The 21,925-nt window shown below is 69.4% G+C and carries 19 protein-coding genes; 8 read left to right on the forward strand and 11 right to left on the reverse strand.

Features of this window, described 5'->3' with window-relative positions:
* Window positions 1–20: 20 nt before the first annotated feature.
* A complete protein-coding gene (locus tag ACU18_RS08620) occupies window positions 21–209 on the forward strand; it encodes a hypothetical protein (RefSeq protein WP_050685129.1) in 189 nt (62 codons plus the stop codon).
* A gap of 165 nt (window positions 210–374) precedes the next feature.
* Here the strand turns inward: ACU18_RS08620 and ACU18_RS08625 are convergent, their stop codons facing one another.
* The 7 genes from ACU18_RS08625 to ACU18_RS08655 form a co-directional block, all read right to left on the reverse strand.
* Window positions 375–1,325 carry a WxL protein peptidoglycan domain-containing protein gene (locus ACU18_RS08625; protein ID WP_050685130.1) on the reverse strand — a complete coding sequence of 317 codons (951 nt, stop codon included), beginning with the start codon at window positions 1,323–1,325 and terminating at the stop codon, window positions 375–377.
* A gap of 65 nt (window positions 1,326–1,390) precedes the next feature.
* Window positions 1,391–2,773: a hypothetical protein gene (locus ACU18_RS08630; RefSeq protein ID WP_050685131.1), complete on the reverse strand. Its 1,383-nt coding sequence runs from the start codon at window positions 2,771–2,773 to the stop codon at window positions 1,391–1,393.
* Window positions 2,770–4,131 carry an HtaA domain-containing protein gene (locus ACU18_RS08635; RefSeq protein ID WP_050685132.1) on the reverse strand — a complete coding sequence of 454 codons (1,362 nt, stop codon included), beginning with the start codon at window positions 4,129–4,131 and terminating at the stop codon, window positions 2,770–2,772. Before ACU18_RS08635 ends, ACU18_RS08630 begins: the two co-directional genes overlap by 4 nt.
* Window positions 4,128–5,300 (reverse strand): hypothetical protein, encoded by a 1,173-nt coding sequence (locus ACU18_RS08640; protein ID WP_050685133.1) that lies wholly within the window; start codon window positions 5,298–5,300, stop codon window positions 4,128–4,130. The genes ACU18_RS08635 and ACU18_RS08640 overlap by 4 nt, the downstream gene beginning before the upstream one ends.
* Entirely contained in the window at window positions 5,297–6,205 is a 909-nt protein-coding gene (locus ACU18_RS08645; protein WP_231686035.1) for a heme ABC transporter ATP-binding protein, read from the reverse strand. Before ACU18_RS08645 ends, ACU18_RS08640 begins: the two co-directional genes overlap by 4 nt.
* Window positions 6,202–7,368, reverse strand: coding sequence for a FecCD family ABC transporter permease (locus tag ACU18_RS08650; protein ID WP_082178253.1), 1,167 nt, complete (start codon window positions 7,366–7,368; stop codon window positions 6,202–6,204). The genes ACU18_RS08645 and ACU18_RS08650 overlap by 4 nt, the downstream gene beginning before the upstream one ends.
* Window positions 7,365–8,360 carry a heme/hemin ABC transporter substrate-binding protein gene (locus ACU18_RS08655; protein ID WP_231686036.1) on the reverse strand — a complete coding sequence of 332 codons (996 nt, stop codon included), beginning with the start codon at window positions 8,358–8,360 and terminating at the stop codon, window positions 7,365–7,367. The genes ACU18_RS08650 and ACU18_RS08655 overlap by 4 nt, the downstream gene beginning before the upstream one ends.
* 403 nt (window positions 8,361–8,763) lie before the next feature.
* On the opposite strand from ACU18_RS08655, the gene ACU18_RS08660 reads away from it, so the two are divergent.
* On the forward strand, window positions 8,764–9,426 hold the full coding sequence (locus tag ACU18_RS08660; RefSeq protein WP_050685135.1) for a biliverdin-producing heme oxygenase: 663 nt from the start codon (window positions 8,764–8,766) through the stop codon (window positions 9,424–9,426).
* 96 nt (window positions 9,427–9,522) lie between these two features.
* Here the strand turns inward: ACU18_RS08660 and ligD are convergent, their stop codons facing one another.
* A complete protein-coding gene (ligD, locus tag ACU18_RS08665; protein WP_050685136.1) occupies window positions 9,523–10,767 on the reverse strand; it encodes a non-homologous end-joining DNA ligase in 1,245 nt (414 codons plus the stop codon).
* Window positions 10,768–10,788: 21 nt separating this feature from the next.
* Entirely contained in the window at window positions 10,789–12,162 is a 1,374-nt protein-coding gene (locus ACU18_RS08670; protein WP_050685137.1) for an 8-oxoguanine deaminase, read from the reverse strand.
* A 456-nt stretch (window positions 12,163–12,618) separates the two neighbouring features.
* Between ACU18_RS08670 and ACU18_RS08675 the strand changes: the two genes are divergently transcribed.
* The 6 genes from ACU18_RS08675 to ACU18_RS08700 all read left to right on the forward strand — a co-directional run bounded on the left by ACU18_RS08675 (window position 12,619) and on the right by ACU18_RS08700 (window position 20,910).
* A complete protein-coding gene (locus tag ACU18_RS08675; RefSeq protein ID WP_050685138.1) occupies window positions 12,619–13,113 on the forward strand; it encodes a nucleoside deaminase in 495 nt (164 codons plus the stop codon).
* A gap of 14 nt (window positions 13,114–13,127) precedes the next feature.
* Entirely contained in the window at window positions 13,128–14,630 is a 1,503-nt protein-coding gene (locus tag ACU18_RS08680; RefSeq protein WP_050685139.1) for an NCS2 family permease, read from the forward strand.
* A gap of 80 nt (window positions 14,631–14,710) precedes the next feature.
* The gene (locus ACU18_RS08685; protein ID WP_050685140.1) at window positions 14,711–15,961 is read left to right on the forward strand and encodes an XdhC family protein; all 1,251 of its coding nucleotides are present in this window, start codon (window positions 14,711–14,713) and stop codon (window positions 15,959–15,961) included.
* Window positions 15,952–16,926 (forward strand): FAD binding domain-containing protein, encoded by a 975-nt coding sequence (locus tag ACU18_RS08690; RefSeq protein WP_050685141.1) that lies wholly within the window; start codon window positions 15,952–15,954, stop codon window positions 16,924–16,926. The genes ACU18_RS08685 and ACU18_RS08690 overlap by 10 nt, the downstream gene beginning before the upstream one ends.
* Before the next feature lie 2 nt (window positions 16,927–16,928).
* Complete coding sequence (locus tag ACU18_RS08695; RefSeq protein ID WP_050685142.1) at window positions 16,929–19,784, forward strand: molybdopterin-dependent oxidoreductase; 2,856 nt, start codon at window positions 16,929–16,931, stop codon at window positions 19,782–19,784.
* Window positions 19,785–19,929: 145 nt separating this feature from the next.
* Window positions 19,930–20,910 carry an aldo/keto reductase gene (locus ACU18_RS08700; RefSeq protein ID WP_050685143.1) on the forward strand — a complete coding sequence of 327 codons (981 nt, stop codon included), beginning with the start codon at window positions 19,930–19,932 and terminating at the stop codon, window positions 20,908–20,910.
* Here the strand turns inward: ACU18_RS08700 and nboR are convergent.
* Window positions 20,895–21,539, reverse strand: coding sequence for a nicotine blue oxidoreductase (nboR, locus tag ACU18_RS08705; protein WP_050685144.1), 645 nt, complete (start codon window positions 21,537–21,539; stop codon window positions 20,895–20,897). The two genes, ACU18_RS08700 and nboR, sit on opposite strands and share 16 nt — an antisense overlap.
* Window positions 21,540–21,568: 29 nt before the next feature.
* Window positions 21,569–21,925, reverse strand: a 357-nt coding sequence (locus ACU18_RS08710; protein WP_050685145.1) for a transketolase-like TK C-terminal-containing protein, incomplete at its 5' end; no start/stop codon positions are given.

Here is a 21,925-nt window from a genome sequence, read left to right on the forward strand (position 1 = left end):
GAAATAACGAGGAGGATTAGATGTTCCAGCACAATACGACGCCGGTGACCCCGACGCCGGCCACCGCACCCGCCGCCCAGGAGTTCTACCTTCCCCGGGGCGGCGGAATTGATCCGGACTTCCACGTGCCGGCGGACAGGGAACACGTTCCCGGCCGGATCTCCCGCTGGATCGCCGCGATCCCGGGCTTCGGCCGCCAGCGCTCCTAGCGCAGTACACCTGGCAACGCGGGTCCGGGCCGCTGCCCGACGCGCAGATTCACTCCCGCCGCGCAGATTCCCTGCCGCGCCCCAGATAACGGGGGCGTCAGGGAATCTGCGCGTCGCAGGCCAAGGAGCGCGTCGCAGGCAACGGCGCCGCCGGGGCAGAGCGATTCAGGCCCGCGCCTGCCGCGCCCGACGGCGGGCCAGGATCACTGCCAGCACCACAACGACCAGCAGGACTGCCAGCTGGCCCCACGGCACTGCTGCCGTCGATGCGGCGGCCGTTACCTCGGTACCGGGGCTGCCGGCCACGGACCACGGCTGAAGGACTACTGTGGCGTTCCCGGCAAATATGGGCCAGGTCCCCGGCAGGGTCACGGTCCGGGTGCTGCTTCCGCCGGGGATCAGTTCCGCCACGGCGCCGGAGGCCGCTCCGGCCCCCAGCAGGCCGGACGCGTCCACGTTTTCGTCGGCCAGCGCGCGGACGTTGCCGTTGTTGGTCACCGTATAGGTCACTTCCGGTGCCACCGGTGCAAACGGGTTCCACGCGGCCGGGTAGTTGACGGTGACGTCGGAGATGGCCATCGCGATGGTTTCCTCGCCTGCCACCCGCACGTTGAGCCGTGTGGCCAGGCGCCGGTCAAGTTTCACCGTGCCCTGCGCAGCGGCCGAAACGAACGAGGTCACCACCCCGCCCACATGGTCGCCTGGGCTCGCGTCGGCGGGGACCGCCAGGCTGAATGGGACTTCCCGGGCCGCTCCGGGTTGAACGGTGATGGTTGCGGCCTCTGCCGCGAACCAGCTGCCCACGCTGGCCGCGGCTGTGGCGGCCGGTTCCAGGTCAAGATGCCCGCTCGCGGACGTCACGCCGTCGGCCGCATAAACAGCGAGGTCCAGCGGCGTGCTGCCCAGGTTGGTCACCACCAGGGTGTCCTGGATGGTGGCACCGGGGTCCAGGGTGTAGGAGAAATTGCTGCGCTGTGCGGCGTCGGTGCTGCCGGGCCGGATGCTCCAGGAGAGTCCGTCTGCGGTGGTGCTGGTGGCGGCGAGTGCCTGCGCCGGCAACGCGCCAGCCAACAGGGCCAGGAGGCTGATGAGGACGACGGCGGCTGTACGGTACATGGGTCCTTCAAGGGGGAGGGGGCAGGGGCCGCCCGGAATCTGACGGCCCCGGCCATGGGTTTGTATCAGTCGCTCAGCGCGGTGATGGTGAGGGTTGAGGTGTAGGAACCTGCAGCCGTGCCGGCAGGTGCCAGCAGGTTGAGCGCGGCGTTGACGTCAACGGATCCGGCGGTGTGCCCGTTGCCCACCGATGCCAGGACAGCGGAGCTGCCCAGGCCCGGAGCGGCGGGAGCCACTGCCGCACCGGCGGCTGCACCCACGGTGTTGTTGGCCAGCGCCGGGGCCCAGCCCAGGGCGGATGCCGCGAAGGAACCGGCGCCGGAGGTGAACCCGGAGACGCTGCCGCTCAGCGACCAGCCCGACTGCCCGGAGCGCGTGTCCGTCACGGTGATGGTGGGCAGGGCGCCGGTGGCAGCAAACGATCCGGCCTGGTTCTGCTGGGCGCTGCCCAGGTTCACGGCGCCGGTGCCGGCGATGCTCCACTTGAACTCTTCGGGAGTGGTGGGGGTGGTGACGGGGACGTCGACACCGATTTCCACTGCCTGTGAGTCGTCGGACGGCTCCGGGCTGGGGGTGGTGGGTGCCGTCCAGGAGGCCGCCAGCGGGGCAGCGACCTTCTTGGGATCGGCGCCGCCGCCGGAGGAGTACCAGTAGCTTGCCTGGCCGGTCAGCTTCTGGAAATCGATGTACGACTGCGGGAAAGCACCGGCGTTGGCGCCGGTGGTGACCTGGTTGTCCACACCGGTCACCACAACGCCGCGGTAAACGGGAGTGCCGCTGAAGCCGCTCGCGGTCAGGCTGGCATCCGTGAACTTGGCCAGGTCGATCACGCGGGGGCTGATGGCCTCCCACTTGGTGGTGTCCTCCATGCTGGCGCCGTAACCGCTGGCGGTGGCGGTGAGGGTGGCGGTGCCGTCAGCGTTGACCGTCAGTTCAGGATCGGAGGCCGTCCAGTAGGTCAGGCCGCCGTAGAACACCGCTGTGAAGTCGCCGTCCCACTGCACTTTGGCGGTACCGGCAGCGGCGTCCACCACACCGGTTCCCGCGGAGAGGACCACCTGGTTATTGGTGCTGCTGCCGGGGGCCGGCGTGACGGGGGTACCCGCGGCGCCGATGCATTTGGTGGCCCAGGTGGGGGCTACCTTGGTGGCGTTGGCGCCGTCCTTTTCGATGCTGACGTTCCCGGCCGATGCGGCGTAGAAGCCGTCCGCCTCGGTCCAGACACGGCTGGAACCTGTGTTGCCGGCCTTGCCTGCCGACAGGTAGTTGCAGCCGCCGAAGTAGGAGCCGCCGCCGGCTTCCTGGCTCAGGCCCCAGCGCAGGGTGACGTCGGTGATCGAGCTTTCGGCGGCCTGTGCTGCGGGGGCAAAAACCCCGCTGAGGGCGGCCACAGCGGCCGCTGTGCCGAGGGCTGCTGCAAGGCGGCCGGTTGCGGAATGTCGTTTCATGGTTCCTCCGTTGATGCGTTTACGGGATGCGATGGTTTTCCTGAAGCCCCGCCGCGGACAGCGGCGGGAGGTCTTTTGGTGCCGGGCAGGACCAGCCAGCCCCGGCGGAAGCCCAGCACGGCGATGCCGGCCAGGGCGAGAAGGCCTGCCAGTGCCCATAGGAAGGTGTCCCGGAGGTTCACCAGATCCTGGGCCGTGGCAGGAGGTATCAGGCTGTTGCCCAGCCAGGTCGCGGCGGCTGCAACGGCAGTGACCGGCCCGGCCACGGCGGGCAGGGCTGTCGGGGCCGCCGCGTCGGCGCGGGGAACAGGGGCGGGGCCGGCCGCCGTCGGCCGCGGATCCTGGCCGGACGCGGAGCCTGTGCCCGGTGCCGCTTCCGGCGGCGTAACGGCCGGCGGTTGGACGGGGACGGGGTTGGCCGCGTCATAGCTGACGTACAGGGGCAGGGCCGGTTTGGCGTAGTCGCGCAGGCCCCCGGAGGAGTACCAGTAGGCCTGCTGCCCGGTGTTGCCCTGGAAATCGATGAAGTCCTGTGGGAAGGCGCCCCAGTCCGCTCCGGTCCTGGCCTGGGCCGGTCCGTCCGCTCCGGGGGTGGTGGCAACGCCGCGGTAGTCGGGGATGGCGGTGATGCCATTGGCGCCAAGCTCCACGTTGGAGAGGGTGGCCAGGGTGATGGTGGTGGGCGCAAGTTCCACCCACTTGGCGGCGTTGGCCCGGTCCGAGCCGTAACCGGAGGCCGTGGCGGTCAGGGTTCCCTTGCCGTTGGCGATGTTCAGTTGCGGATCCGTGGCCCACCAATAGGTCAGGCCGCCGTAAAACACCACGCTGAAGGAACCTTCCCACCCCAGCTGTGCGGTGCCGGCGGCGACGTCCACCTGTCCGGAGCCGGAGCCGAAGACCACTTGCGCGCCGGTGCCTTTTTCCGCCGGACCGGTGCCCACCGCACGGCCGGCAGGGTCCTGGCATCTGTCGTTCCACGTGGATGTTTCCCAGGAACCGCTGCTGGTGGGTTTCTGGATGGTGACGTTGCCGCTTTGGGGGCTGTAGAAGCCGTCGGCCGCCGTCCAGGGCCGGGAACTGCCTGAGTTTCCGGGCACGCCGGCGGACAGGAAGTTGCAGCCGCCAAAGAAGGAGCCGCTGCCGGCTTCGGTGTTGATGCCCCAGCGGAGCTGGCCGTTGGTGGTGTTGCGGTCACCGGTGGCGGGGATGGTCACGGAAATTTCGACGGCGGATCCACTGCCGGTGCCATCCCCGGCGTTGCCATCGCTGGCAGCTGCGCCCGGCGGGGCCAGGCCGGCCAGGGCGCCCAGGGCCAGGGCGGCTGCCGCCGTTGCGGGCCGCCACCATCCGGCGCTCACGCTGTGGCCGCCGGGGTGTTTCCGCGCCGGGGTTTGGTTGCCCGCCGCCGCAGGATGGCGGTGACCAGCGACGTAAGCACCAGAAGGAGCAGGATCCCGCCCGCTGCCAGCACGGCGGAAAGCGGCCACGACCAGCCCGTCCCGGCGTCTGCGGTGGAGGTCTGCGCGTTGAGGAGTGCGGCGTCGGCCACCACGGAGAATTCCGCCTGTGCCGTGGTCCCGGACGCTGCGGCAGCCACCTTGATGACGTGGGTTCCGGCGCGCATGTCTGCGGGAAGCTGGACGGCGCCGGCCACCTCGCCATGCTGCCCGGCAACCAGCGCCCCCGCTCCCACCAGGCCGGCGCTGACGCTGGCGCTGACCTGTTCACCCGGCAGGAAGCCCCGGGCGTTGAAGGTCAACACCCGTCCGGCGATGATGGTTTTGCTGTCCACGCCGAGGGAAGCAGGGCCTGCCGGGACGGCACCCGGTGCAGCCGCCGCGCCGGGGACTACCGAGCTGCCGGTTCCTTGGGCCGCGCCGGCCTGCGCCGTTCCGCCCGGGGCTGCGCTGCCGGGGGCCTTGTTCGCTTCCCCGGTTGCCTGCCCCGTGAAACTGATGGGCGTAAAGCTTTCATTTTCCGGGTTGGCCACGCCATGGGCGCCGATGGTAATGATGCCGCAGGTGACCGCCAGGCAGTCCACGGTTTTGCTGGCGCCGGACCTGTCCAGGGCGGAGAACGAGGCCCCGGGGATGGTCAGCTGGACGGACCAGGCCCCGTCAGTACCGAGCGTCCCGCCATTGGCTGAAGCGGCGGTACCGGAACCGGGAAAGGCGATAAAGCGTTGGTAGCCCTGGTTGTCCCTGGCTTCGCTGTCCGGAACGTAGAGGAGGTCAGTGCCGGTTTTGCCGCCCGCACTGGGCTGCCAGGCGCCGTCGCTGACCCAGCCAAAAAATACGTAGACCCCGCCGAAGCCGCCCTGGATGGATTGGAATCCGTTGCCGGTGAGGCTCACGGTGGTGGGACTGCCTGCGGCCGCCTGGTTGCCGCCCAGCGGTGAGCTGATGCTGACCCTGCCGGCGGCCCGGGCTTCCGTGCCTGCCGCAAGCTGGGCGACAGGCAGGGCCATGGCGCCCAGGGTGATGGCTGCCGCAGCCGCGGCGGCGCGCCGGCGGAGGGGGAACTTCATGGCGTTTCCTTTGATGCAGGGACAAGGGGTGCAGGGAGTGGTGCGGCGGGACGCAGCGGCAGGACCGCCAGGCCCCCGGAGCCGGGGTGGTCGATAACCACCACAGGATGCTGGTACACCTCTTCCAGCAGCTCCGCGGTCAGGACCTTGCGGGGGCTGCCTACGGCCCGGACCTTGCCCTGCTGGAGCAGGACGATGCGGTCCGCGTACGCGCTGGCGAGGGACAGGTCATGCAGGACCACCACAACGGCGGCTCCTGAGTCGGCCCGGCGGCGGACTTCGCTGAGCACCAGCTCCTGGTACCGCAGGTCCATGGCCGCGGTTGGTTCGTCCAGCAGCAGCACCGCCGTTTCCTGCGCGAGGGCACGGGCAAACGAGGTGCGGGCCATCTCCCCGCCGGAGAGCGAGGGGAAACTGCGGCCCGTGAGGTTCCCGGTCCGGGTGCGGGCCACTGCCGTGCTGACGGCCCGGCTGTCGCCGGTTTCGTGGCGGGTGTTGTGCCAGGGTGCGCGACCCATCCCGACCACCTGGGCCACGGTGAACGCGAACGACACCCTGGCTTCCTGCAGCTGGACGGCACGGTGGCGCGCCAGGTGGGCCACCGGAATCTTGTCCAGCCTGGTGCCGCCGAGTTCCACGTGGCCTTCCGAGCAGGCCTCGTCCCCGGCCAGTGCCGCCAGGAGTGTGGACTTGCCGGCCCCGTTGGGGCCCACCAGCGCTACGACCTCGCCGGCATGCACAGCCAGGTCGATGCCGGCCAGGATGCGGGTTCCGGCCAGGGTGACCCCCGCGCCGAAGGCTGCCAGGGCCGGTGCGGCCGTGGTCTCCCGGGTGGACGAAGTTTCCGGGTTGGCCCGGGCAGCCGGGACGGCGGCCTGCACCGGCGCCTCGGTTCCGGCGCTCACTGCCAGCCGCCCGCACCGCGGCGGGTACGCCGGATCAGCCAGAAGAAGAACGGGCCGCCCACCAGGGACGTCAGCATCCCGATGGGCAGGTCAGCGAACGGCACCAGGGTGCGGGCGGAGGTGTCCGCCGCCAGCAGGAGGAGCGCGCCGCCCAGGGCGCTGGCCGGCAGCAGGACCCGGTGTCCGGGGCCCGCAACCATCCTGATGATGTGCGGCACCACCAGTCCCACAAACGCGATGATGCCGGCGAAGGCGACGGCGGCGCTGGTCAGGATGGCCACCAGGACCACCACCTGGATCCGCAGGCGTTCCACATTCAGGCCAAGGTGCCGGGCCGGGCGCTCGCCGAGGGACAGCAGGTCGAGCTTCCCCGTAAACAACAGGGCGAGGGCAATGCCAACAATGGTGATGGGCCCAACGATGGCCACATGTTCCCACCGGGTGCCGTTCAGGCTGCCCAGTTGCCAGAAGACAATCTGCTCGCGGGCCGACGTGTCGGCCAGGAACGTCATCAAGGCAATGATGGCTCCGCCCACGGCGTTGACGGCGATCCCGGTCAGGACCAGGGTGACCACCTCCGTGCGGCCGCCCTGCCGTGCCGTCACGTAGACCAGTGCCGTGGCAGCGAGCCCGCCCAGGAAGGCGGCCACCACCAGGGTCCAGTTGCCCAGGAAGTCCAGTTGGAAAACGATCGCAATGCAGGCGCCGGCCGCTGCGCCGGAGGAGACGCCCACCACGCCGGGCTCGGCCAGCGGGTTGCTGAACACACCCTGCATCAGGACTCCTGCCGTGGCCAGGGCGCTGCCGATCGCCAGGGCCAGGACCACCCTGGGGAACCTGATGGACCACAGCGCGGACTCGGCATACTGCTGTTGGGGGAGGGGGCCGGCGGGGATGCCGATCCGGTGCAGGACCGAGCCCAGCACCTCACCGGCGCTGATGCCCATCTGGCCCAAGCCTGCGGAGACAAAGACCAGGACCAGGAGCGCCGCGGCCAGCGTGCCGAACAGGAGGCCGGTGCGGGTACGGTTTCCGGCCGGCGTGGTTGGAGCCTGTGCTGCGCCGGTTCCGGTGCCCGATGGTGCAGGCAGGGTCCCGGGGGCGTCGAGCTTCAGGGGCGCCGGCAGCGCCGTGACGGATTGGCGCAGCCCGACGCCGGTCATCCTGCGACCGCCGCGGACGTGCTGGCCGGCGCGTAAATGGCAACGGACAGGGCTTCCAGGACGCTGGCGGTGTTGGGGCCGAAGCTCAGGACGTCGTTGTCCGCCATGTCCACGATCCGGCGCTTTTCCCCGGCCGGGGTGTGGGCAAGCGAGGGGACGCTGGTCAGCAGCCCGTCCACGCCGTCCACCGATTCCAGGCCCTTGGTCATCATGAGCACCACATCCGGCCTGGCCGCCACCAGCGCCTCATCGGTCAGCGGCTGCATGCCCTGCATGCCGGTTTCCGCTGCCACATCCACTCCGCCCAGCGCCGTGATGAGCGAATCGGTACCCGACCCGGGCCCGAACAGGTAGTAGATGCCGGACTGGCCGCGGGCGTAAAGGAATACCATGCGCAGCTTCCTGCCGTCGGGCGGCGTGATCCCGGCAATGGCTGCCGTGATTGCGCTGATGGCGTCGGCGGTCCGCGCGGCCAGCCGATCGCCGTCGGCCGGCACGCCCAGGGCGTCGGCCACCTGCTTGATGAGTGGTCCCACGTTGTCCATGGACCGGTGCGAATCAACCACCACCAGGGGAATCCCGGCTTCCCGCATCTGCAGGACGGCATTCCACGGCCCCAGGCTGGAATCGGTGATGATCACTGTTGGTGCGAGTTCCAGGATGGCTTCGGCACTGAGTTCGTGGCCGTTCTGCGTCACCAGCGGCAGGCCGGCGATTTCCGGGAAGCCTGAGCTCACGTCACGGCCCACCACGTTGGCGCCCAGTCCCAGTTCGAAGACCGTGCGGGCCGTGGTGCCGTACAGGTCGATGGCCAGGATCCGGCTGGTGTCCGCCACCGTCACCGTGGTGCCCTGGCTGTCCGTGACCGTCGCGGGCAGGACCTGCTCCTGGGGGGAATCCAGCGGGTCAAGGTCCGGGCTGTTGAGCACGGCCGTCGAGGGCCCCACATAGGCCTGGGGATCCTCGAGCACCACGGCATCGCGCAGGGCCACGCCCGGCTTACTGCCAGCGCCTGCCCCGGCAGTTGAACAACCGGCCAGGGCAAGGCACAGGGCGACGGCGGCCACCCACCGAAGGGTCCCGCGCCGGCGGGCAGGGGCTGCTGTCCCACGCCATGCTGCGGCGTTGACAGCACGCACTGCCGGTCGTTTCGGCTGGTTTTTGAGCATGGTTCTCCCCCGAAGATGGGCATGCTAAGCCGCACCTGGACGTGTGTTTTATTGGATTCAGGCCGCTGAACAGGCATGATGCAGTTCTGCTGGCGCTAAGGTGAGGCTAGCCTAACATTAAGTTTCAGCATTACGTCACAAAACTCTTACCTATCTCCGAAGAGTGTGACAGAGTGTCATCAAACGCCCCGACCGTGGCGATCCGACCACCCTCACTGGAGTCTCCATGACAGCATTTTCCGAACAGCTCAAGGCGCATACGGCTGCCGCACACCAGCACGCCGAGGACGCCGGATTCGTCACCGAACTCCTCGCCGGCAGGCTGGACCGGGGCCAGGTCGGGGCGTTGCTGCTGCAGAACCTGATCATCTACCGCGCCCTCGAGGAGGCGCTTGCCGCCAACCAGGACCCGCGCCTGCAGGCGTTCGCCGATCCGGCACTGGCACGGGTGCCCGCCCTGGAACAGGACCTCCAGGTGCACTTCGGTGCAGGCTGGGAGAGCTTGCCGGCCGAGGCCAACCTGTACGTGACGCCCGGCGCCAGGGCGTATGCGGACCAGTTGGCCGCGATGGGGCCGGGGTCCCTGGCGTACCTCCTGGCCCACCACTACGTCAGGTACCTGGGGGATCTTTCGGGTGGCCAGATCATCTCCACCCTGGTCCAGCGGCACTACGGACTGGGTCCTGAGGGGCTGAACTTCTACGCCTTCGACGGCGTCGGCAAACTCAAGGCCTACAAGGACGCCTACCGGCAGCGCCTGGATGACGTGGAGCTCTCCGGGTCGGAACGCGCCGACGTACTGGCCCACGCCGCCACCGCGTTCGAAACAAACCGGCAGGTGTTTGTGGATCTGATGGCGCACCGGCTGGGGTCCGGTATCCCCAGCTGAAACCGACGCGCAAATTCACTGCCGACCCGCATATTCCCCGGCGCACCCGGAATAACGGGGGCGCCAGGGAATCTGCGCGTCGAAAAGTAAACTGCGTCAGGATCCCGGCTTACCCGGCCATTGCCGGCCGGCCCAGGGGTCGTAGTCGGCGATCAGTTCCTCCTGAGCCGGACGCTCCGCCTCCGGAATGTGCTGCAGGTTCACCCGGACCCGGTACCAGGGCGAGCTGGAGCCACGCATCCCGTCCACCAGGACATCCGCCGGCTGCAGGGCGGCCACGATGCCGGCGTGCCGGGACTTCCATTCCTCTAGGGCGGCCAGCGCTTCCGGCTTGGTCCGGGTGCGGGCCACCTCCACCAGGGGCATCACCGACTGCCGCCGGCCGGACCCGTCCCCACTGCGCGGCGGCTTTTCCGCGGGCCCGAGTTCTGCGGCCAGCGCCAGCAGCCCGTCGAGGCGGCCCACCGAGGAATCGATACCGGCGTGTGGATCGCCAATGGCTGCGAACCGTTCCAGCACGGTGCGGACGGTGAACTGCGCGGGCAGGGCGGTACGGACTTCGTCCCAGGTCAGCGGCGTGGAAACCCGCGCGTCCGGCAGGGCCCGGACGGAATAGGCAGAGGCCACGGTGCGGTCCTTGGCGTTCTGGTTGAAGTCCACAAACACGCTCTCGCCGCGCTCCTCCTTCCACCACCGCGCCGTGGCCAGGCCCGGGGCCCGGTTCGCCACCTCGCGGGCCAGGGTCTCGGCAGCCAGCCGGACGTCCCGGTAGGACCACTCCGGGGCGATGCGCACCAGGATGTGGAGTCCCCGGGAACCGCTGGTCTTCGGCCAGCCGGCCAGGCCGACGTCGTCCAGCACCTCCCGCACCACATACCCGACGTCCACGATCCGCGACCAGTCCACGCCGGGCATCGGGTCCAGGTCCACCCGGAGTTCGTCCGGGTGTTCCAGGTCCTCCGCGCGCACCGGGTGCGGATTCAGGTCCAGGCAGCCAAGGTTGACCACCCACGCCAGGCCCGCAGCGTCCCGGATCACTGCCTCCTCCGCCGACGTGCCGGACGCATAGTGCAGCGTGGTGGTGTCAATGAAGGCGGGATGGTTCTCCGGCACCCGCTTCTGGAAAAACGGCTCGGCGTCGATGCCCTTGGGGAAGCGCTTGAGCACCATGGGCCTGCCGCCGGCGCCCCGCAGGGCACCCTCAGCGACGGCCACGTAATACTTCACCACATCCAGCTTGGTCAGCCCGGGTTCCGGGAACACCACCTTGTCCGGGCTCGAGATGCGGACCTCGGCACCGTTAACGGTGAGGACTTCAGCCGGCGTCTTCGACGGGGTCATGCGGCCACGCTAGCAGCCAGGTCAGCCGGCAACCAGCCTTCGCGCCGCCGTCGAATGTTCCGCGATCAACCCGGCAATGTCGAGGCCCGGGATCTGGCCGTCCACCACCCGCCACTGGCCGCCCACCATCACCCGGTCCGCACGGTCGGCGCCGCAGAGCAGGAGGGCGGCGATGGGATCGTGGCTGCCGGAAAACCGCAGCTCATCCAGGGTGAACAGGGCCAGGTCCGCCTGCATCCCGGGTGCCAGCTGGCCCAGTTCCGGCCGGCCCAGGACCGCCGCCGAGCCACGGGTGGCCCAGCCCAGGGCGCGCTCAACGGGCACGTCCGCGCCGTAGCGGAGGCGCTGGAGGTAGAGCGCCTGGCGTGCTTCCAGGATCATGTTCGAGGCATCGTTGGACGCCGAACCGTCCACACCCAGCCCCACGGGGACGCCGGCGGCCTCCAGTTCCAGGACCCGGGCGGTGCCCGAGGCCAGCCGCATGTTGGAGGTGGGGCAGTGCGCGACGGCGGTGCCCGCGGCGCCCAGCCGGCGGATCTCGTCGTCGCTGAAGTGGATGCCGTGGCCCAGCCAGGTGCGGTCCGTCAGCCAGCCGACACTGTCCAGGTAGTCAACGGTCCGCAGGCCAAACATCTCCCGGCAGAAGTCTTCCTCGTCCAGGGTCTCTGCCAGGTGCGTATGCAGGCGGACGTCCAGGCGGCCGGCCAGCAGGGCACTTTCGGCCATGATTTCCTTGGTGACCGAGAACGGAGAGCACGGGGCCAGGGCAATCTGGATCACGGCGTCCGCACCCCGCTCGTGATACTGGCCGATCAGCCGTTCGCTGTCCGCCAGCACCACCTCCGGAGCCTGCACCGTGGACTGCGGCGGCAGGCCGCCGTCGTCCGTTCCCAGCGTCATGGACCCGCGCGTAAGGGTGGCGCGCATGCCAAGCCGCCGCACAGCCTCCACCTCGATGTCGATGGCGTGTTCCAGGCCGTCCGGGAAGAGGTAGTGGTGGTCCGCGGCGGTGGTGCACCCGGACAGCAGGAGCTCGGCCAGGGCCACTGTCGCGGCGAGTTCGAGGTCCCTTGGTGTCAGCCGGGCCCATACGGGGTACAGGTTCTGCAGCCACGGGAACAACGGCGCGTTGGCCACGGGCCCCCAGGCGCGGGTGAGCGTTTGGTAAAAGTGGTGGTGCGTGTTGATCAGGCCCGGCATCAGGACGTGCCGGCCGGCGTCGAACGTGGTCTCGCAGGGCGTGGCGGGCTGCTGGCCCGCGGCCAGGACCTCCACGATCACGCCGCCGCTGACCACTATGCCGCCCGAGGCGTCCAGGTGGTTGGCGGTGAAAGCCGCCTGCGGGTTCCGGATCCAGAGGCGCTGGTTGCCGGCGGAAGGAGTGGGCTGGGTCATGGGGCTGTCCTTGTCTGAGCGAAGCGGCGGTAAATCCAGCTCAGTGAAGCCCTGTCTGCTGATCCAGGTGACCGCAGCGATGTGCGGCTGGGTCCAGCGTAGGGAACGCCGGCGGTGGCCGTCAACGGCCCGAATGTGACCGGCCGGTCTGTTGGCGGGAGGGACGGGCGGACCGGGGCCTGGAACGGCGGCTTGAAGCGGCGGCGGAAATCCGACGCCGTGAGCCAGCCGAAACATGAATTTCACATTGCGAAATTAAGTTTCCAGAAACTATGGCGCGGACCACAGGTGTGGTGCTAATCTCAATTTGCCAAAGGCGGGCACCCGGACCCCGGGAAGCTATCTACCAGGCGCAACTTAACCTTCACAGCAAATGCTGAAGCCTGGTAACCGTCGCACCTGGTCCCCTTGGTCCTGCACCCGGCTATCCGGCTTCCCGGCAAAGGGAGTCGCATCATGAGTACCACCGTCACGGCCGAACAGTTTTTGGCCAGATCCATCAGGCTGGCAACAGCCAACGTCCTCAACAGCGGCGGGCCCTTCGGCGCCATGATCGTCACCGCGGACGGAAAGACGTTTGATGGCGTCAACCGGGTCACCGCGGACAACGATCCCACGGCCCACGCAGAAGTCACCGCGATCCGCACCGCGTGCCGGGAGCTCGGCACGTTCGACCTCAGCGGAGCCGTCCTCTACACCAGCTGCGAGCCGTGCCCCATGTGCCTCGCCTCGGCCCTCTGGGCACGCGTGGAACGGGTGGTGTTTGCCGCCGGCCGGCATGACGCCGCCTCCGTGGGATTCGATGACGCCGTCTTTTACGAGTACTTCGAAAACCAGGACCGGGATGCCCTGATGCCCGTGTCCAAACTGGTGCTGGCCGGCCCCGACGCCCCGGCGCCGCTGGAGCCGTTCAACACCTGGAACACGCTCGAATCCAGGATTGATTACTAGGCCCGGTGGCTGAGATGACTATTTTGGACAATTCACACGGGGAGCAACCGGCTCCGCAGGCACGCACCACCCAGGCGCCCACGCCGCCGGAAAATTTCCTGGACCGCTTCTTCCAGATCACCAAGCGTGGATCCACCCTGGCCCGCGAATTCCGCGGCGGCCTGGTCACGTTCTTCACCATGGCGTATATCGTGATCCTCAACCCCCTGATCCTGGGCGGGTTCAGCGCGGACAACGCCCCCACGGATGTGGCCGGCGGCTGGCTGTCCGCCGCACAGGTGGGCGCCGTCACCGGCCTCACCGCCGGCGTTATGACCATCCTGTTCGGGCTGGTGGCAAACCTGCCGTTCGGACTGGCCGCCGGGCTGGGCATCAACTCCTTCCTGGCCGTCTCCGTAATCCAGGAAGTCACCTGGGCCGAGGCCATGGGACTGGTGGTGATCAACGGCATCCTGATCGTCCTGTTCGGCGTCACCGGTGCCCGGACCGCGATCTTCCGGGCCGTCCCCAAGGAACTCAAGGCCGCCATCACGGTGGGCATCGGCCTGTTCATCGCCTTCATCGGCTTTGTGGACTCCGGTTTCGTCCGGCCCACGGCAGGCGGCCCGCCCGTCCAGCTTGGCGACGGCGGCTCCATTACCTCCATCCCCACCCTGGTTTTTGTGGTGGGCCTGCTCGCCATGGGCATCCTCGTGGCGCGGAAGGTCCAGGGCGGCCTGCTGATCGGCATCGTGGCCACCACGTTCCTGGCAGCCGTCGTGGAAGCCTTCCTGAAGATCGGCCCGGCCAGCGCCACCAACCCCGGCGGCTGGCACCTGAACACGCCGGTCCTCTCCGGCCAGCTGGTCTCGGCACCGGACTTTGGCCTGGTGGGCCAGTTCGACGTGTTCGGTGCGTTCGGCCGGATCGGCGGACTCGCCGCCACCATGCTGGTCTTCACCCTGGTGTTCACCAACTTCTTCGACGCCATGGGCACCATGACCGGCCTGGCCAAGAGCGCCGGCGTCGCCCATAAGGACGGGACGTTCCCGCGCCTCAAGTCGGCCTTCATTGTGGAAGGCTTCGGCGCCGTGGCCGGCGGAGCAACCTCAGGATCCTCCAACACCGTCTATATCGACTCCGCGGCAGGGATCGGCGAAGGCGCCCGCACCGGCCTGGCGTCGGTGGTCACCGGTGTCCTGTTCCTGGGTTCGATGTTCCTCACGCCGCTCACCAGCGTGGTCCCGATTGAGGTGGCGGCCGCAGCCCTGGTGGTGGTGGGCGCCATGATGATGGCCCAGATCCGCGAGATCAAGTTCACCAAGTTCACGGTGGCACTGCCGGCCTTCCTCACCATCGTGACCATGCCGCTGAGCTACTCGATCGCCAACGGCATCGGGGTGGGCTTCGTCAGCTGGGCGATCATCGGCGCGGCATCCGGGAAGGCGAAAAAGATCCATCCGCTGATGTGGGTGGTCAGCGCCGGCTTCCTGGTCTACTTCGCCCGCGGGCCCATCAACGCCCTGCTGGGCGCCTGACCCGCGCGGTTCCTTCCCCCAACCACCCCTGACCGACGACAATATGGACACCACCGCCACGCGGCAGAAGGAGCACCGACATGCTTGACCTGATCCCTTCACTGCGCGGCTGGTTACCCACCGTTGCCGGCGGACCGTTCGCGGTGGCCACCATCGTGGCGGCCACCGGATCGGTTCCCCGGCCCGTGGGAACGTCCATGCTGGTCGCCGGCAGCGGGTCCATCCTGGGCAGCCTCTCCGGCGGCTGCGTGGAAGGCGCCGTGGTGGCGCTGGCCATGGCGGCAATGGACGACGCCGGCCCCCGCCGGCAGCGGTTCGGTTTCAGTTCCGCTGATGCCTTCGCCGCCGGGCTCACCTGCGGGGGCGAGCTGGACATCCACGTCGAGCCCGTCCCCGCCGTGGATCCGGGCGGGATGGCTGCGGGCCAGCCGCTCCGGACCGCGCTTGTGGCCCTGGCAGCAACCGGCCCGGACCAGCCTGTGGGACTGGTCCGGCGCCTGGCCGTCCCCGGCCGGCCCGGCCAGGCAGTGGTGGTCAGCAATCCGGGTGAAGCATCTGCTGTCCTGCCCGGCCTGGCGGAACTGTGCAACCAGCAGGACCGCCGGGCCGGAGCCTGGCCGGCGCCGCTGGCCCAGGCCGCTGCCCTGCTCCGCCGCGGCGGCTCAGGGCTGGTGGGGCTGACCCAGGCGGGCTCCTGCCCGCCGGACCTGCACAGCCAGGAGCCGGCGTCGGCCGTCCTGCTGGTGGAGTCGCGCATCGCGGCACCCCGGATGCTGGTGTTCGGCGCCAACGACTTCGGCGCCGCGCTGCTCCCCGCCGCCAAGCTGCTGGGCTACCACGTCACCCTGGTGGACGCCCGGCCGGCCTTTGCCGCCCAGCCCCGCTTCGCGGCCGCCGACCAGGTGGTGGCGCAATGGCCGCACCGCTACCTGGCCGATGAAGCGGCGGCCGGCCGGCTGGATGGCCGCACCGTGGCCGCCGTCCTGTCCCACGACCCCAAATTCGACCTGCCGCTGCTGGAAGCGGCGCTGGCCCTTGACCTCGCCTATGTTGGCGCCATGGGGTCGCGCCGGAGCCACCTTCAACGGGTGGACGACCTGCTTGGCGCGGGAATCCCGGCGCACCGGATCGCCCGGCTGCATTCACCCATCGGACTGGACCTCGGCGCCGAAACCCCCGCGGAAGTGGCAGTGTCCATCACCGCCGAACTGATCGCCGCCCGCAGCCGTGCCGCCACCGGCATGCCCCTGCGCGAGGCAAGCGGTCCCATCCATCACCTACCCGCTGCATCTGCAGCCCCTATGACCCAGCAGGAGATCGCATGGACATGAACACCATTGAGGCAGTGGTTCCCACCACCAACCCCGCGCAGTGGCGCGACGGCGATGCCTGGCTGGCCGGCGGCACCGTCCTCTTCTCCTACGGCAGCTACGCGTTTGGCCCCGAGCCGCTCACACGCCTTCTCGACCTGGGCAGCGCCGGGTGGACGCCGGTCACTGTAACGGACACCGGAATCGAACTCGCCGCCACATGCACGGTGGCGGAACTGTATGCGCTGCCCGCGGCCGCGACCGGCCGTTCCTGGCCCGGGCTGGACCTCATCCGGCCCTGCTGCGACTCCTTTGTTGCCTCCTTCAAGGTGTGGAACATGTCCACCGTGGGCGGCAACATCTGCACCTCCCTGCCGGCGGGCCCCGTCACGTCACTGTGCGCGGGACTGGACGGCGTGGCCACCATCCTGGGCCCCGGCGGCTCCAGCCGGACCCTGCCGGTGGCTGACCTGGTCACCGGCGACGCCACCAATGCGCTGGCACCCGGCGAACTCCTGCGCAGCATCCACGTGCCGGCGTCGGCACTGTCTGGCCGGGTGGCATTCCGGCGACTGTCACTGAGCAACCTGGGCCGGTCCGGGGTGCTGCTGGTGGGAAGGCTCGACGGCGGGACCGCCCTGGTGCTGACCGTCACCGCCGCCACTACCCGGCCCGTCCAGCTGCGGTTCGAGGGCATCCCGGCGGCCCCGGCCCTGGCCGCCGCTCTGGATGACGCGATCGCCCCTGACCTGTACCACTCCGATATCCACGGCCTGCCGGACTGGCGCCGCGACATGACTTACCTCCTCGCCGAGGAGATCCGCGCCGAACTCGGCGCACCGGAAGGAACGCCCGGCCTGCAGGTCTCCGGCGACTTCTGGCCGCCGCAGCCCGGGTCCACGCCGACCGCAGCGGTCCCGCCAGGGCCCATCCCGGCTGGATCGATCCCGCCTGCGTCCGGCACCACCAACCAGGAAGGGGCCTGAGCATGGCCATCAGCATCAACGGAACGGCCGCAGACGCTGCGCCCCGCCCGGGCCAGTGCCTCCGGACGTTCCTGCGCGAGCAAGGCAACTCCGGCGTCAAAAAGGGCTGCGACGGCGGGGACTGCGGCGCCTGCACCGTCCACGTTGACGGCACCCCGGTGCACAGTTGCATCTACCCGGCAGTCCGGGCGGAGGGCCACGCCGTGACCACCATCGAGGGGCTGGCCGCCACCGCGGCCGAACCCTCAGAGTCTGGGCTCCACCCGGTCCAGCAGCAGTTTATGGAGCGGCAAGGCTTCCAGTGCGGGTTCTGCACCGCCGGCATGCTGATGACAGCGGCAACCTTCGACGCCGAGCAGGAAAGCAACCTGCCCCGCAGCCTCAAGGGCAACCTCTGCCGGTGCACCGGCTACCGGGCCATCGGGGACGCGATCTGCGGCCACGCCGGGCACCCCGCGCCGGAGGGGCCCGGCTCGGGCATCGCCGGGGACAGCCAGCCCGATCCGGTCCCCGGCCAGTTGGGCGACGACGTCCCCGCGCCCGCCAGCCGGGCAGTGGTCACCGGTGCCGCCCGCTACACGCTGGACCTCCCTGTGGCGGAGCAGCAGGCGCTGCTGCACCTGAAGATCCTGCGCTCCCCGCACGCCTCCGCCCGGGTCCTGTCCGTCGACGCCGCCGCTGCGCTGGAAATTCCCGGCGTCGTGGCCGTCCTGACCTCGGCCGACGCCCCGGAGCAGCTCTTTTCCACCGCCCAGCACGAACTTTTCACCGATGACCCGGACGACACCCGGGTCCTCGACGACGTGGTCCGTTTCATCGGGCAGCGGGTGGCCGCCGTCGTTGCGGAAACGGTGGCCGCCGCGGAGGCCGGCGTCCGGGCCCTGGCTGTTGATTACGAGGTGCTGCCTGCCGTGTTTTCGCCGCAGGACGCCCTGCAGCCCGGCGCCCCGCAGGTCCACGGCGACAAGGACGGTCCCATCGCCCGGATTTCCCGGCCGGACCGCAACGTGGTGGCCGAGCTCCACTCTGAGCTGGGCAGCGTGGCGGACGGTTTCGCAGCTGCCGACTTCATCCACGAACAGACCTACCGCACCCAGCGCGTCCAGCACGTGGCGCTGGAAACCCACGCAGCCATCGCCTCCGTGGACCCAGCGGGCCGGATCCAGATCCGCACCTCCAGCCAGGTCCCCTTCCTGGTCCGGCGGACCCTCTGCCGTATATTCGGGCTCCCCGAGGACGGCGTCCATGTGGTGGCAGGCCGCGTGGGCGGCGGTTTTGGCGGAAAGCAGGAAGTCCTCACCGAGGACCTCGTGGCGCTCGCGGCCCTGAAGCTGGGCCGGCCGGTCCAACTGGAACTGACCCGCACCGAGCAGTTCACCGCCACCACCACCCGGCATCCGTTCACCATCGCACTGAAGGCCGGTGCCAGCGCCGACGGCCGGCTGACAGCACTGGAACTGGACGTGGTCACCAACACCGGCGCGTACGGCAACCACGGTCCGGGGGTGATGTTCCACGGCTGCGGCGAATCGCTCAGTGTCTATAAATGCGCCAACAAAAAGGTGGACGCGCACTCGGTGTACACCAATACCGTCCCGGCCGGGGCGTTCCGCGGTTACGGGCTCAGCCAGATGATCTTCGCCATCGAATCGGCAATGGATGAGCTGGCCACGGGCATCGGCATGGATCCGCAGGAGTTCCGCCGCCGGAACATGGTCCGGAAAGGGGATGACATGCTGTCCACCCAGCCCGAACCGGAGGAGGACGTCCACTACGGCAGTTACGGGCTGGACCAGTGCCTGGACCTGGTCCGGGATGCGCTGCAGCGCGGCCAGGACAGGTACCGCGAGGCCGGACTTGATGACCTTGGCCCGGACTGGCTGGTGGGGGAGGGCCAGGCGCTGTCCATGATTGACACCGTCCCGCCGCGGGGCCACTTTGCCCACTCGAAGATCCGGCTCCTGCCGGACGGGACGTACCAGGCCGACGTCGGCACGGCGGAATTCGGGAACGGCACCACCACCGTGCACGCCCAGCTGGCGGCCACCGCGCTCGCCACGGAGTCCACCCGTGTGCAGGTCCGGCAGTCCGATACGGACCTGATCGAGCACGACACGGGGGCCTTCGGCTCCGCCGGGACGGTGGTGGCCGGCAAAGCCACCCTGGCCGCGGCGGAGGAACTGGCCGTCCGGATCCGGGCGTTTGCCGCCGGGATCCGGCAAACCCAGGCCTCGGCCTGCGTCATCCACGGCGCCACGGTGGTGTGTGACGGAACCGACGTGCCACTGACGGAGCTTGCGGCGGCGGCCGCGGAAGCCGGCGTCGAACTTGCCGCCGAAGGGCGCTGGGGCGGCACCCCGCGGTCCGTGGCGTTCAACGTCCACGGCTTCCGGGTGGCCGTGAACCGGAACACGGGCGAGCTGAAAATCCTGCAAAGCGTGCAGGCAGCCGACGCCGGCGTGGTGGTCAACCCACGGCAGTGCCGGGGGCAGATCGAGGGCGGGATCGCCCAGGCGATCGGCGCGACGCTGTATGAGGAGGTGGTGGTGGACGACGCCGGCCGCGTCACCACCGACATCCTGCGCCAGTACCACATCCCCACCTTCGCCGACGTGCCCCGGAGCGAGGTTTACTTCGCTGACACCAACGACTCCACGGGCCCGCTGGGCGCCAAATCCATGAGCGAAAGCCCGTTCAATCCGGTGGCACCCGCGCTGGCCAACGCCATCCGGAACGCCACCGGGGTGCGGTTCGCGCAACTGCCCATCGCCCGCGACCGGATCTACCTGGGGCTCCGGGAAGCGGGCAAGGTCCCGGCGGCGGAAGCGGGGGTGGGGCAGGGGCACCTGGTTTCCTGACCCCCGTTGCCCTATCACCCCTCCTCGTTGCCCTATCACTTATGGTCCCCATTCGGCCGGATGGGGACCATAACTGATAGGGCAACAGGGGGTGGGGCGGTTTCCGGAATTCAGCCGCCGCCGGGCCAACCCCTATAGTCGGGGGATGGAACAGCGGATTTTAGGCAGGACCGGACGGAACGTCTCCACCGTGGGGCTGGGCACCTGGCAGCTCGGCGCGGACTGGGGCAACGTGGACGACGCGCAGGCGCAGGAGCTGCTGGCGGCATCGGCCGAGGCCGGCGTGACCTTCTTTGACACCGCTGACGTCTACGGAGACGGCAAAAGCGAGCAGGCCATCGGCAAGTTCCTCAAGGACAACCAGGGCCTGGACATCACGGTGGCCACCAAGATGGGCCGGCGGATGGACCAGAAGCCGGAAAACTACACCCTGGCCAACTTCCGCCAGTGGATTGACCGGTCGCGGAAGAACCTGGGCACGGACACCCTGGACCTGGTCCAGCTGCACTGCCCGCCCACGCCCGTCTACAGCAACGCCGAGGTCTACGACGCCCTGGACACCCTGGTCTCGGAAGGCGCCATCCGGAACTACGGGGTCAGCGTCGAACGCACCGACGAAGCACTCGAAGCAATCCGTCATCCGGGCACCGCCTCGATCCAGATCATCCTCAACGCCTTCCGGCTCAAGCCGCTGGACGAGGTCCTGCCGGCCGCCAAGGCAGCCGGGGTGGGCATCATCGCCCGCGTCCCGCTCGCCTCCGGCCTGCTGTCCGGCAAGTACAGCAAGGACACGTCCTTCGCGGACAACGACCACCGCAACTACAACCGCGACGGCGGCTCCTTCGACGTGGGGGAGACCTTCTCAGGCGTCGACTACGCCCTGGGCCTCAAGGCCGTGGCGGAATTCGAGCAGCTGGTCCCGGCCGGCGCCAGCACCGCACAGGCAGCCATCGCCTGGATCGCAGCCCAGGACGGCGTCACCAGCGTGATTCCCGGTGCCCGTTCCGTGGAACAGGCAACGGCCAACGCTGCCGCGGCCACCGTCAAAATCGATGAAGAGTTCGACGGCGGCGTCCGCTGGATCTACGACCACTACTTCCGCGAGGCCATTCACCCGCGCTGGTAACCGGCCGCCTCCGGACCGGCCAACAGGTGCAGCTGGTCCGGGGTGTCCACGTCCTGTCCGTCTGACAGGTCGCTGCAGTCCACCTCGTCCACGAGCTCCGGGTGTGCGCGCAGGAAGCCGCGCGCCCCGGCGTCGCCCGTTATCGTTGCTGCCACCGCAGTACGCAGCGAGGCGTCGATCAGCAGCGGATGGCCGCGGCGAAGCCCGCCCGGGGCAGCAGGTTCCCGATAAGCGGCGGCGGTGATCCGGCCCGGCCGGTGCTGCTCGAGGAGGCGCCGGACCGTATCCGGCAGCAGGCCGGGCTGGTCCACCAGTGCGATCAGCAGGTGGCCGGCCGGGCCTGCGGTGTGTTCACCCAGCAGGTAGGAGCCGCCCATGCCCGTTTCCCACGCGGCGTTGACCACCACGCGGCAGGCGGCGAGGTCAGCGGCCGCCGCCACCTTGTCCGCGCCGGCGCCCAGGACCACCACCACGTCGCTGCAGCCGCCACCGGCCAGGGCGGCGGCAGCGGCTTCCACCAGCGGCCGGCCCCGGTAGGGCAGCAGGGCTTTGGGGCCAAGCCCCAGCCTGCTGCCACTGCCGGCGGCCAGCACCACGCCGGTGGTCCGCGGTTCGCCGTTGTACTTCATGGGCCCAGACTATCCGGCGCGGCTCCCGCTCAGGAGTCGCCGCCAGCGCCGCCTGTAGTGCCGGCCCGCACGTCCAGGAGCTTGTAGCGGTCCATGGCGTACGACGGCGCGCCCTCCTCCACGTCGCCCCTCGCCGCGAGCAGCTGCAGGGTTTTCACCACAATCGAGTGGGTGTCGTTTTTGAAGAAGCGGCGTGCTGCTGCGCGGGTGTCGGAGAAGCCGAAGCCGTCGGCGCCGAGGGAGGCGAATTCGTTGGGGACGAACTGCCGGATCTGGTCCGGGACTGCTTTCATGTAGTCCGAGACAGCCACGATGGGTCCGGCCGCACCCTCAAGCTGCCGGGCCACAAAGGGCACCCGTGCGGGCTGGCCGGGGTTGAGGAAGGC

It is taken from the genome of Arthrobacter sp. ZBG10 (assembly GCF_001238605.1).
In the GTDB taxonomy this organism is placed as follows: Bacteria; Actinomycetota; Actinomycetes; order Actinomycetales; family Micrococcaceae; genus Arthrobacter.